General features: G+C 44.1%; 11 protein-coding genes. 8 read left to right on the forward strand and 3 right to left on the reverse strand.

All coding sequences use genetic code 11. The annotated features are described in order from the left end of the window. Positions 1-545: 545 nt before the first annotated feature. Positions 546-1,691 carry a Na/Pi symporter gene (locus tag AB4517_RS00685; protein WP_017059340.1) on the reverse strand — a complete coding sequence of 382 codons (1,146 nt, stop codon included), beginning with the start codon at positions 1,689-1,691 and terminating at the stop codon, positions 546-548. A 392-nt stretch (positions 1,692-2,083) separates the two neighbouring features. Between AB4517_RS00685 and nhaR the strand changes: the two genes are divergently transcribed. Both nhaR and AB4517_RS00695 read left to right on the forward strand, forming a co-directional pair. Then, entirely contained in the window at positions 2,084-2,974 is an 891-nt protein-coding gene (nhaR, locus tag AB4517_RS00690; protein WP_017059341.1) for a transcriptional activator NhaR, read from the forward strand. A gap of 100 nt (positions 2,975-3,074) precedes the next feature. Beyond that, positions 3,075-3,368, forward strand: coding sequence for an ArsR/SmtB family transcription factor (locus tag AB4517_RS00695; protein ID WP_372147707.1), 294 nt, complete (start codon positions 3,075-3,077; stop codon positions 3,366-3,368). Between the two features lie 277 nt (positions 3,369-3,645). On the opposite strand, the gene rpsT is transcribed toward AB4517_RS00695, so the two are convergent. Further along, complete coding sequence (gene rpsT / locus AB4517_RS00700) at positions 3,646-3,906, reverse strand: 30S ribosomal protein S20 (protein WP_004739529.1); 261 nt, start codon at positions 3,904-3,906, stop codon at positions 3,646-3,648. A 251-nt stretch (positions 3,907-4,157) separates the two neighbouring features. Here rpsT and murJ point away from each other — a divergent pair, with 251 nt between their 5' ends. The 6 genes from murJ (at position 4,158) to ispH (ending at position 12,018) form a co-directional block, all read left to right on the forward strand. Further along, the gene (murJ, locus tag AB4517_RS00705; protein WP_032545655.1) at positions 4,158-5,720 is read left to right on the forward strand and encodes a murein biosynthesis integral membrane protein MurJ; all 1,563 of its coding nucleotides are present in this window, start codon (positions 4,158-4,160) and stop codon (positions 5,718-5,720) included. Between the two features lie 70 nt (positions 5,721-5,790). Then, a complete protein-coding gene (gene ribF, locus AB4517_RS00710) occupies positions 5,791-6,726 on the forward strand; it encodes a bifunctional riboflavin kinase/FAD synthetase (protein ID WP_017059343.1) in 936 nt (311 codons plus the stop codon). Between the two features lie 63 nt (positions 6,727-6,789). Continuing rightward, entirely contained in the window at positions 6,790-9,666 is a 2,877-nt protein-coding gene (ileS, locus tag AB4517_RS00715; protein WP_017059344.1) for an isoleucine--tRNA ligase, read from the forward strand. A gap of 157 nt (positions 9,667-9,823) precedes the next feature. Further along, positions 9,824-10,324, forward strand: coding sequence for a signal peptidase II (gene lspA / locus AB4517_RS00720; RefSeq protein WP_004739521.1), 501 nt, complete (start codon positions 9,824-9,826; stop codon positions 10,322-10,324). A gap of 149 nt (positions 10,325-10,473) precedes the next feature. Further along, a complete protein-coding gene (fkpB, locus tag AB4517_RS00725) occupies positions 10,474-10,905 on the forward strand; it encodes an FKBP-type peptidyl-prolyl cis-trans isomerase (RefSeq protein WP_017059345.1) in 432 nt (143 codons plus the stop codon). A gap of 156 nt (positions 10,906-11,061) precedes the next feature. Next, positions 11,062-12,018: a 4-hydroxy-3-methylbut-2-enyl diphosphate reductase gene (gene ispH / locus AB4517_RS00730; protein ID WP_029235087.1), complete on the forward strand. Its 957-nt coding sequence runs from the start codon at positions 11,062-11,064 to the stop codon at positions 12,016-12,018. Between the two features lie 139 nt (positions 12,019-12,157). Here the strand turns inward: ispH and btsR are convergent, their stop codons facing one another. Continuing rightward, entirely contained in the window at positions 12,158-12,889 is a 732-nt protein-coding gene (gene btsR, locus AB4517_RS00735; RefSeq protein WP_017070063.1) for a two-component system response regulator BtsR, read from the reverse strand. Between the last annotated feature and the right edge of the window lie 9 nt (positions 12,890-12,898).

A 12,898-nucleotide genomic window follows, 5' to 3' on the forward strand; every position in this document is an offset into this window, starting at 1 on the left:
ACTTGTGATCAAGAGACAGGCTTCTGTGCAGCCTTTTTTGTATCTAAGTTACAGTGACGAGTAATCGAGATTCGAAGAGCAGAGAAATCATATGCTGTGTGATGCTTTATGTTACTCGTATACTCTCAACGCGCATTGGCTCTTTCTCTTCGATACTCGCTTACACGCATCTCGAATCTTTTTTCGATTCATCATTCCCTAGACTAACGAAGGAAGGAGTTGGGAGTATCTTTCGTGGTGTGTTTGTGGGATTCCCTATCACGCTCGTTCCTCGCTGTAGGGAATGACGGAAATATATAGATGCGGGTAAACGAGATGCGGGATACGAAGAGCTAGAACGGACTTCTTTGGTGAGTAATGCTTACCTTACCGATTTACTCTTATATCGTATCAGTTTCAGCTCTTGTCACAAGCTTACTCATATCTCGAATTTGATTTTAGCTCTTCGTTACTCGTTTACCCGAATCCCGTATCTGCTCTTAAAAAGAAAAAGCCCGCAACCTAGGAGGTAGCGGGCTTTGCTATAAGCGATGTTTATTTTGCTATTAAGCGGTAAGAGCTAACACGCTACCAGGCAGTACAAGGAATACCGCAACAAGGTAACCAGCCACTACAGCTTTGTTCTTCACAGCCATGTCTGAAATCATGTCTGCCGCTTTAACTGGAAGTTCACGTAGGAACGGGATACCGAAGATGAATACCGTTGACATGATGTTGAACACCAAGTGTACTAGAGCAATTTGTAGTGCGAATACTGCGAACTCACCAGACACTGCTGTAGCTGCAAGTAGAGCCGTAATACATGTACCGATGTTTGCACCCAGAGTGAATGGGTAAACGTCACGTACTTTAAGAACACCTGAACCTACTAGTGGAACCATCAAGCTTGTTGTCGTAGAAGAAGACTGAACAAGGATAGTCACGATAGAGCCAGAAGCGATACCGTGGATTGGACCACGACCGATTGCGTTCTTTAGAATCTCACGAGCACGACCAACCATTAGGCTCTTCATCAGCTTACCCATTACAGTAATAGCTACGAAGATAGTTGCGATACCTAGAGCGATAAGCATGATGCCGCCAACAGTGTCGCCAAACGTTGATAGTGGTTCTTTAATCGCACTTACAACAGGCTTAGTGATTGGCTTGATGAAGTTAAGACCACCCATGCTCATATCACCTGTTGCTAGCATCGGTGATACTAACCAGTGAGAAATTTTCTCTAGAATTCCAAACGCCATCTCTAGTGGTAGGAAGATAGCAACGGCTAATAGGTTAAAGAAGTCGTGGATTGTCGCACTTGCGAATGCACGTTTGAACTCTTCTTTACAACGAACGTGACCAAGGCTAACTAGCGTATTGGTTACCGTAGTACCAATGTTAGCACCCATGATCATAGGAATTGCTAGCTCAACAGGTAAACCACCTGCCACAAGGCCAACGATAATTGAAGTAACTGTACTTGATGATTGAATAAGCGCTGTTGCTACTAAACCAATCATTAAGCCTGCAACTGGGTGTGAAGCAAATTCGAAAAGAACCTTTGCTTGCTCGCCTGTTGCCCATTTGAAGCCTGTACCAACCATTGAAACTGAAAGTAATAGTAGGTAAAGCATGAATGCCAAGTTAGCCCAGCGTAGCCAACGAGTAGTGCTCGAGATAGGCGCTGCTGCAGTAGTAGCTTGGTTCATAATGTTTTCTCCATTGGACCGTTTAAGTCTGTGTTTGGTCTGTTTGTTTAATCTGAGCGTGATGTTAGAGGGGAAATATTTCAGTAATATTACATTTTGGTTTAGGTGCGACTTTTTTGTGATGATTTACTCTTTAAATATTCCAATTGCTAATGTGGTTGTTTTAAGTTGTTGTTTTAAATTGTTTTTTAATGGAAATTCTATAGGTGATATAGATCTTAAAAGTTAGAAAAAAATTGAAAATAATCGATGAAATATTACATTATGAAATCAGACACTTCGAAAAAATAAGTGGTAAATCTATGTTTGGTTAGGTTTTTCCGAGTTTGTTGAGTGGCGGTGTCATATTTGATATAAAAGGGTATCTACTCTTTTATTACGGCACATCTATTATGTCGCATCTCAACTACAACCATCTGTATTACTTCTGGATGGTTTGCAAGCAAGGTTCTGTTACTAAAGCTGCAGAAGCCCTATTCCTAACACCACAAACGGTAACGGGGCAGATAAAAGCCTTAGAAGAACGCATGGATGGCAAGTTGACCAAGCGTAATGGCCGAAGTGTTGAGCCTACAGAGCTTGGGCAACTGGTCTTTAAATATGCCGATCGTATGTTTGGCCTGAGTTACGAGATGCTGGACATCGTGAATTACAGCCAGCACTCCAATATTCTGTTTGATGTTGGCGTCGCGGATGCGCTCTCTAAAAGACTCGTCAGTAAGATACTGATGTCGACCATCCCTCCAGATAACAGCATTCACTTGCGCTGTTTTGAATCGACCCATGAAATGCTACTTGAGCAACTCTCTCAACATAAGCTCGATATGATTTTGTCTGACTGTCCGGTGGACTCTAGTCAAAGCCCGGGCCTGTTCAGTAAAAAGCTGGGTGAGAGTGGAATGAGCTTTTTTAGTTCAGGTCAGGTTGAAGGGGTTAATTTCCCTGCTGTATTGGAGCAAAGAAAGCTTTTGATCCCTGGCAGCCGAACCTCAATGGGTCGTAAAGTGCTGCAATGGTTTGATAGACAAGGGCTTAAGCCAGATATTTTAGGTGAGTTTGATGATGCCGCATTGATGAAGGCTTTTGCTCGTTACCATCATGACGTAATATTTTTAGCACCGACGATTTATATGTCTGAAGTGGAAGACGACACATCACTGCAACTATTAGGCGGTATTGAAGAGTTAAAAGAGGAGTACTACGTCATATTTGCTGAGAGGATGATCCAACATCCAGCAGTAAAAAACGTATGTGACGCAGATTTTAGCAAATTGTTCGAGTGAGATAGTTTGTTAATGAATTGATATCGATTATCATAACTCCGCAATATGCCGGAAATACTGATAGCCCGTAGTTGGCGTAAAGGTTGTAGGGAGCCAAACTATGAACTTAAAAGGGATGGAGAAGAACTCAGCACAAGCTGTGATTCTACTCAAAGCCATGGCTAACGAGCGTCGCTTACAGATTTTGTGCCTATTACATGGCACTGAACTGTCGGTTGGGGAGTTGTGTGGCAAGTTGGAACTGAGTCAGTCTGCTTTATCTCAACATCTTGCTTGGTTGAGAAGAGATGGTTTGGTCGAAACTCGCAAAGAAGCTCAAACTGTGTATTACACATTGAGTAGTGAAGAAGTAAAAGCGATGATTAACCTACTGCATGGTATTTACTGCAAGTAGCTTATTGCTGGTGGGAGGGGGATTTCTTATCAGCGATAGAATGACACAAGGAAGTGTTAGCATTTCACATTGAACGTTAGTGTTTACCTATCTATCTACGTACCAATTTGCTTCTCTATTTATTTTTCTGATTGTTTGTTTTATCTATCTGCTTAAATTGTTTATCGGTCAGAAAAACGGCTGTTAGCACGTAAAATAAAAGCGTTACTCAAAATTTAGATATAAAAAAACCGGCCTAGGCCGGTTTTTTTCGTTTTGCGTTGTAATCAAATTTCTATTAAAGAGCTTTGATTGCAGCAGCGAAACGAGACTTATGACGTGCAGCTTTATTCTTATGAATAAGGCCTTTAGTCGCCATACGGTCAAGAAGTGGTGTAACTTCTACAAGAGCAGCAGTTGCAGCTTCTTTATCACCAGCTGCGATAGCTGCGATAGTCTTTTTCATGTAAGTGCGCATCATAGAACGACGGCTAGCATTGTGCTGGCGACGTTTCTCAGCTTGGATAGCGCGCTTCTTAGCAGATTTACTGTTTGCCAAGGGTCTAACTCCCAAAAACTTAGTTCGGTGACAATTTAAGGGCGAGGACTATCCCTCATTAGCGCTTAATTGTCAAATGATTTGTGCAAAAACCAATCGTAGCCAAACAAACTTTGGTATGGAAAGGTCATCGCGGTTAAGATGGCGGGGATTCTAACAGCATTTTTAGACCAATGCTAATAAATATGCTTCTTAGGACAGGATAGTATTTATCCTCGCTTGAAAGTAATCAACCAGTGTCAGAGGTTTCTGTGAGTAAACGACTATTAAAGTCAGGCCTGATTGTCAGCGCAATGACTTTTGTTTCCCGTGTATTGGGGCTAGTACGTGATGTAGTAGTAGCAAATTTGATGGGGGCAGGAGCGAGTGCCGACGTATTTTTCTTCGCTAATAAAATTCCTAATTTCTTACGTCGACTTTTTGCAGAAGGTGCGTTTTCTCAAGCGTTTGTTCCTGTATTAACGGAATATCACGCCGCAGGTGATAAAGATAAGACACGAGATTTAATTGCTAAGGTGTCGGGGACGCTCGGGGTTTTAGTTTCTATTGTCACCGTCATCGGGGTATTGGGCTCTGGCGTGATCACCGCGATGTTTGGTGCGGGTTGGTTTATCGACTGGCTAAATGATGGCCCATCAGCACCCAAATTTGAGCTAGCGAGCTTTATGCTCAAGATTACCTTTCCTTATTTATGGTTTATCACCTTCGTCGCTTTATCTGGTGCCATTCTTAATACATTAGGTAAATTTGCGGTCTCTTCTTTTACTCCTGTGTTCTTGAACGTGATGATCATAGGCGCTGCATGGTTTATCTCACCTAATTTAGAACAACCAGAAATTGGTTTGGCTATTGGTGTGTTTCTTGGTGGCTTAGTCCAATTCCTTTTCCAAATGCCTTTCTTGATCAAAGCGGGTGTGTTGGTTAAGCCGAAGTGGGGATGGAGAGACCCGGGTGTGGTTAAGATCCGCACATTAATGATCCCTGCTCTGTTCGGTGTATCGGTCAGCCAAATCAACTTATTGTTTGATACCTTTATTGCCAGCTTCCTCGCAACAGGCTCTATCAGTTGGTTGTACTACTCAGACCGACTGCTTGAATTTCCTCTCGGTTTATTCGGTATCGCGATTGCGACTGTGATTCTTCCTGCTTTGTCTCGTAAACACGTAGATGCTCAAGGGGAAGGGTTCGCGCATACCATGGATTGGGGCGTGCGCATGGTGTTGCTGCTTGGTATTCCTGCGATGTTAGGTCTTATCGTTTTAGCTAAACCCATGTTGATGGTGCTATTTATGCGTGGTGAGTTCTCTCCACACGATGTACAGCAAGCATCGATGTCATTGGTAGCTTACGCATCAGGCTTGCTTAATTTCATGCTGATTAAAGTTTTAGCTCCGGGCTATTACTCTCGCCAAGATACCAAAACACCGGTTAAGTACGGCATTATCGCTATGGTGACCAATATGGTGTTTAACGCGATCTTTGCTTATTTTTATGGCTATGTGGGTTTGGCGATTGCGACGGCACTGTCTGCCTTTGTGAATATGGCATTGTTATATCGCGGATTACACCTTGCGGGTGTGTATCAATTAACTAAGACAACCTTGTTGTTTAGTGCCAAATTGATTATCTCAGGTGTGGTGATGGTAGCGGCTATTTTATGGCAGCTGGATAATATGCAACATTGGCTTGAATGGAGCTTTAGCCAGAGAGCGCTGACATTAACAGGCTTGATTGGACTTGGTGGCTTTGTTTATATTGTTTCGGTACTGATTTTAGGTATCCGAGTAAAACATTTAAAAGCAGCGACAGATTAATACTGATTAGTATATAATCCGTCGGTTTCACACAATAAATGATGCAAATAACAGGTTTTAGCTGATCATAATGGAACTGATCCGAGGTATACACAATATTAAAGCGCAGCATCATGGCTGTGTATTAACCATAGGTAACTTTGATGGTGTTCATTTAGGACATCAAGAGGTTCTGAGTCAGGTTTCTAAACAAGCTGCAGCATTAGGGCTCCCTTCTGTTGTCATGACGTTTGAACCGCAGCCTATGGAGCTGTTTGCCCGAGATGGAGCGCCAGCACGTTTAACTCGTTTACGAGACAAATACGTGCAACTGAGTAAGCTAGATATCAGTCGCTTATTGTGTGTTAATTTTAATCAGTATTTTGCAAGTTTATCCGCGGAAGCGTTCATTAAAGATCTTTTGGTTGATAAGCTTGGTGTGAAGTTCTTGGTGGTTGGTGACGATTTTTGCTTTGGTAAAGGTCGCACTGGCAATTTCGCTATGCTCAAAGAGGCGGGCGAGAAGTACGGTTTTGAGGTGGTAAGCACCCAAAGCTATTGCTTAAACCAATTACGAGTAAGCAGTACTGAGATACGAAATGCATTAGCGGTCGATGACTTGACTGCAAGTGCTACCATGTTAGGACGTGATTACAGTATTAGTGGTCGAGTGTCCCATGGTCGAAAACTAGGGAGAACTATCGGTTTCCCTACCGCTAATATTCCATTAAAGCGTTGTGTTTCTCCTGTATCGGGAGTGTATGTTGTTGAAGCTTTGGATATCGACGGTGTTCCTGTCGGTGGCGTTGCTAATATTGGACAACGACCAACAGTTAATGGGGTAAGGCAGCAATTGGAAGTGCATTTTTTTGACTTTAAAGCCAATTTATATGGTAAACAGTTAGAAGTACGACTTTTGCACAAACTGCGCGACGAGATAAAATTTGAATCGTTCGACGCACTAAAGAATCAAATAGAATTGGATGCTGAAGCCGCAAGGGTGTGGCTGCTTCAGCTAAAGAATTAATCGGATGATTCCACCGATTAACATAATGTCTAACTTCGCCCAATATAACGGAATTAAGAATCGATGAGTGATTATAAAGATACCCTGAACTTACCAGAAACAGGGTTCCCAATGCGCGGCAATCTGGCAAATCGTGAGCCAGAAATGCTGAAGCGTTGGTACAAAGAAGATCTTTACGGCGAAATCCGTAAGGCAAAGAAAGGTAAAAAATCTTTCGTACTGCATGATGGCCCTCCATACGCGAACGGCGATATTCACATTGGCCACGCGCTGAATAAGATTCTTAAAGACATTATTATCAAATCTAAGACCCTTTCTGGTTTTGATGCACCGTACATCCCTGGTTGGGACTGTCACGGTCTTCCAATCGAGCTAATGGTTGAGAAGAAGAAAGGTAAGCCTGGTCAGAAGATTTCGGCGGCTGAATTCCGCGAAGAGTGTCGAAAGTACGCTGCGGGTCAAGTTGAAGGTCAGAAAGAGAGCTTCAAACGTCTTGGCATCATGGGCGAGTGGGACAAACCTTATCGCACTATGGATTTTGGCACAGAAGCGAACATCATTCGTTCTCTTGGCAAAATCGCAGACAAAGGTCACCTTCTTAAAGGTTTCAAACCCGTTCACTGGTGTACTGATTGTGGTTCTGCTCTGGCTGAAGCTGAAGTTGAATACAAAGATAAAGTTTCTCCATCTATCGATGTGAAATTTACAGCAGCTGACGAAGCGGCGCTTCTAGAGAAATTTACTCTAGCTGAAGGTCATGCGGGTCAAGGCGAAATTTCTATCGTTATCTGGACAACAACACCATGGACTCTGCCTGCTAACCGCGCAGTATGTCTACGTGATGATCTTGAATACGTGCTTATCCAAGTTGAAGCGAATGGCGACCAGCCTGCTCAACGTATCGTTGTTGCTTCTGAACTAGCAAAAGACGTAATGGATCGTGCAGGTATCGAGCACTTCCACAACCTTGGTTTTGCTACAGGTGCTGATCTTGAGCTTTCTCAGTTCAACCACCCGTTCTACGACTTTACTGTTCCTGCAGTTCTTGGCGATCACGTAACAACAGATTCAGGTACTGGTGTGGTTCACACTGCGCCTGGTCACGGTCAAGAAGATTTCGTGGTTGGTAAAAAGTACAACCTAGAAATCGCTAACCCAGTTGGTTCTAACGGCGTTTACCTGCCAGATACAGAGCTATTTGCTGGTCAGCACGTATTCAAAGCGAACGACTCTGTTTTAGAAGTTCTAAAAGAGAAAGGTGCACTTCTGCATCACCACGCTTACGAGCACAGCTACCCACACTGTTGGAGACACAAAACTCCAATCATCTTCCGCGCAACACCACAATGGTTCATCTCTATGGATCAAGCTGGCCTACGTGCTAAAGCACTAGAGTCAATCAAGAGTGTTGAGTGGTTGCCTGAATGGGGTCAAAGCCGTATCGAAGGCATGGTTGAAGGTCGTCCTGAGTGGTGTATCTCTCGTCAACGTACTTGGGGTGTGCCAATTGCTTTGTTTGTTCATAAAGAAACAGCAGAACTTCACCCAGAAAGCCCAGCGCTTATTGAAAAAGTTGCGAAGCTAGTTGAAGAGAAAGGCATTCAAGCTTGGTGGGATGTAGACGCTGCTGAACTTATGGGCGCAGAAGACGCTGATAAGTACGAAAAAGTAATGGATACGCTAGACGTATGGTTCGACTCAGGTGTTACGCACTTCTCTGTTGTTGATTCTCGTGAAGAGTACAACTTCCCGAACGAAGAGCGCACTCACAGTGCTGATCTTTACCTTGAAGGTTCAGACCAACACCGTGGCTGGTTCCAGTCTTCTCTAATTTCATCTATCGCGATGAAAGACGAAGCACCGTACAAGCAAGTACTAACGCACGGTTTCGTAGTGGATGGTAACGGCCGTAAGATGTCTAAATCTATCGGTAACGTTGTTGCTCCTAAAGACGTAACCAACAAGTTAGGTGCAGATATCCTGCGTCTATGGGTTGCTTCTACAGACTACACGGGTGAAGTTGCGGTTTCTGATGAAATCCTGAAGCGTTCAGCGGATGCTTACCGTCGTATTCGTAACACGGCTCGTTTCTTCCTAGCGAACTTGAACGGTTTCAACCCTGAAACTGACCTAGTTCCTGCTGAAGAGATGGTTGCACTTGATCGCTGGGCTGTTGGCCGCGCTCAAGCTGCACAAGAAGAGATTGTTAAAGCATACGGCGAGTACAACACTCACGGTGTGACTCAACGTCTAATGCAGTTCTGTTCTATCGAAATGGGTTCTTTCTACCTAGACGTAATCAAAGACCGTCAGTACACAGCGAAGCAGGGCAGCCATGCTCAACGTAGCTGTCAAACGGCGCTTTACTACATCGTAGAAGCTCTAGTTCGTTGGATGGCACCTATCATGTCGTTCACTGCAGATGAAATCTGGAACGAAATGCCAAGCTCTTTACCAACTGGAGAGCAGCGCGACACGTTCGTATTCACAGGTGAGTGGTTCGAAGGTCTATTTGGTCTTGCAGAAGGCGAAGAGCTAAGCAACGAATTCTGGACTGAAATCCAGTCTGTTCGTGGCGCAGTGAACAAGCTTCTTGAAGATGCTCGTAAAGAGAAAACGATCGGTGGTGCACTGCAAGCTGAAGTTACTCTATACGCTGACGATGCACTAGCGGCTAAAATCAACAAGCTAGAAGATGAGCTACGTTTCGTACTTATCACCTCTGCAGCTGTTGTTAAGCCACTGAGCGAGAAGTCTGATGCAGCGCAAGCGACAGACGTTGCTGGTCTATTCGTTGAAGTTGCGGCTACTGAAGCTGAGAAGTGTGACCGTTGCTGGCACCACACTCCAGATGTAGGCACTATCGAAGGTCACGAGAAAGTTTGTGGTCGTTGTGTGTCGAACATCGACGGTGAAGGCGAAGTGCGTAAGTTCGCATAACGACTCAGAGAAAGACTGAACTTTTTGTAAAAATCATAGCCCCAGTATCAACTGGGGTTATTTTTAGTTATAGGAAATGTGTTTAACCAAGTTGGTAATCAAGGTCACGTAAGGTGACTAACAATGAATACCAACTTCGTAAATACTAGGAATAGAAATGAGTGAAGTTTCGTTAAAACAATCTGGTGTACGTTGGTTATGGCTGGCTCTATTGGTCTTCTTGGCTGATATCGGCATTAAACTCTTTGTCATGGACAATATGGGTTATGGTTGGGCAAACCGTATTGAGGTGCTGCCATTCTTTAACTTTTTGTACGTGCATAACTACGGTGCAGCGTTTAGCTTCTTGAGTGATCAAAGTGGTTGGCAGCGTTGGTTATTTACGGGTATCGCATTTGCGGTAACAGGTATGCTGACGTACTGGATGAGCAAACTACCAGCAACAGAGAAGTGGAATAACATTGCTTATGCGATCATCATTGGTGGTGCAGTAGGTAATGTGTTTGACCGAGTCGTACATGGCTTTGTTGTCGATTACTTAGACTTCTACTGGGGCACTTACCACTGGCCTGCATTTAACTTAGCGGATATGGGAATCTGTATCGGTGCTGCGATGATCATCTTAGATGGTTTCCGTAAGAAAGACGAAAGCAAATAGCTTGCTTCAAAGTCAGTCTATGACTCACAGAATAGAATAGCCCTAAGCGCTGTCGGTTGATTCCGACGGCGCTTTTTTTTATGCTTCAGTCAACAAGGAAGCAAAGCACAGCGCATCCTCAAATAATAAAGAAGTCTAAGGAAAGTAACGTGGCAGCAATTAAAAATGATTCAGCAGTAACTCTACATTTTACGATTAAAATGAAGGATGGTTCAGTTGCCGATAGTACGGAGAACATGGGCAAACCAGCGAAGTTCGTCATGGGTGATGGCAGCCTAAGTGAGAACTTTGAAGCGTGCTTACTTGGACTTGAAGCCGGCACTGAAAAGTCTATCGAACTGAAGGCGGAAGACGCGTTTGGTATGCCAAACCCAGATCATATTCACTATATGGATCGTGCTAAGTTTGTTGGCGACTCTGAAGTTGAAGTGGGCACTATCATGGCATTTTCAGGTCCTGACGGTATGGAAATTCCAGGTATTATTACTGAGATCGCAGGTGATTCAGTGACGGTTGATTTTAATCACCCACTCGCTGGTCAAGACGTTAGCTTTGACGTCAATATCTTAACGGTAGAATAACTCTCTTAACGTTAGAATAGCTGTCTTCACGCTAGAATAAGATAGCCTTACAGCTGTGATCTCACCCAGAGCTTCACTGTCTAGACGCTTCACTGTAGAATGCGAACCTCGCTGACGGCGAACTCTATAGAAGCAACCTTAGTACCGCGGTAAATGATGAGCAATGAAATGAAAATAATGTTAGCTAACCCTCGTGGCTTTTGTGCCGGTGTCGATCGTGCGATCAGCATCGTAGAGCGTGCACTCGAAATGTATCAGCCACCGATCTATGTTCGCCATGAAGTGGTACACAACCGCTTTGTTGTTGAGGGGCTCAAGCAGCGTGGTGCTATTTTTGTCGAAGAACTGAGTGAGGTGCCAGACGACAACATCGTGATCTTTTCGGCTCACGGTGTTTCTCAAGCGGTTCGTAAAGAAGCGAAAGAGCGTGAGTTAACGGTATTTGATGCGACGTGTCCTTTGGTGACTAAAGTTCATATGGAGGTTGCTCGTGCGAGCCGCAAACATATGGAAGTGGTACTGATTGGCCACGCAGGTCACCCTGAAGTGGAAGGCACTATGGGTCAGTACGCGAGCCAAACTGGTGGTATGTACTTGGTTGAAAGACCAGAGGACGTACAGAACCTCGTGGTGAATGATCCAAGTAACCTGCACTATGTTAGCCAAACTACGCTATCAGTAGATGAAACTGCAGATGTGATTGAAGAGCTACGTCGAGTGTTCCCTGAGATTCAAGGCCCACGTAAAGACGACATCTGTTACGCGACTCAAAACCGTCAAGACGCTGTGCGTGAGATGGCGAATGACGTTGATGTGGTGATAGTGGTTGGTTCTAAGAACTCATCGAATTCAACTCGTCTAAAAGAGCTAGCTGAGAAACTAGGCACACCTGGCTACCTAACTGACTGTCCTGAAGACATTCAAACCGAGTGGGTTGAAGGGAAAAAGAAAATCGGTGTAACAGCCGGTGCTTCTGCTCCTGAAGAGCTGGTAAACCAAATTCTAGATCGTATTCGTGAGCTAGGTGCGACTGACGTTGAAGAGATTCAAGGTCGTGAAGAGAACATGTTCTTTGAAGTACCAAAAGAGCTACAGATTAAGCAAGTCGACTAATCTCTATTGATTGGTGACAAGATCGATGCGTAACACTATCGATTTGCAAACACTATTGATTTGTAAACAGCAGGAAGCCAACGTTGATACGTTGGCTTTTTTGATCGTGCTTTGGAACAAGGCGTCTAATTCTAACGCGTTACTGGAGACCGAGTTGCTCTTTTAAAGTCTTTAAATAACGACGACTCACCGGGACTTCAAAGCCAGTCAGGGTAATGATCTCTGCTAATCCATTTTCTAGCAGTTTGATCTCTTGGATCGATTTTATGTTGATCAAATACTGTCGATGACAGCGGATCAAATCGGTCTTTTCTTCCAAGATCTTTAGTGTTAACTGTGAGGTTGCGGTTTGCGATGAGCTACGAACATGCACACCACTGATATCGGAATAGGCGCACTCTACCGTTTGGCTTGCCATGATCACAATGCGGTTATGACCAATACATGGGATTTGCTCTAAGTGACAGGGAGCAATCGCTGAGATGTTCTGTTCTGGTGCTTTCTGATTTTGTTTGATGACCTTATTCAGGCGACAAACGCTCTTGTTTAATCGACAAGGCTCGACTGGCTTAAGTAGGTAATCAAAAGCGTTATCTTCAAAGGCTTGAATCGCATATTGGTCGTAGGCGGTGACGAATACCACGTAGGGCATGGTATCTGGGTCAAGCATGCTTAACAGCTCAATCCCAGTAACCTGCGGCATTTGGATATCCAAATACACGACATCAGGCTTGAGTAGGTTGATCTGTTTCAGTCCTTCGATCGCGTTACTCGCTTGGCCTATGATTTCCACTTCTCCGGTTTCGGTCAGCAGCTCAATCAGCTCTTCGCGAGCAAAAAGCTCATCATCGATAACTAGTGCCTTTAACATCCTACAATC

It is taken from the genome of Vibrio sp. 10N.222.52.C3 (assembly GCF_041474195.1).
GTDB lineage: Bacteria > Pseudomonadota > Gammaproteobacteria > Enterobacterales > Vibrionaceae > Vibrio > Vibrio crassostreae_C.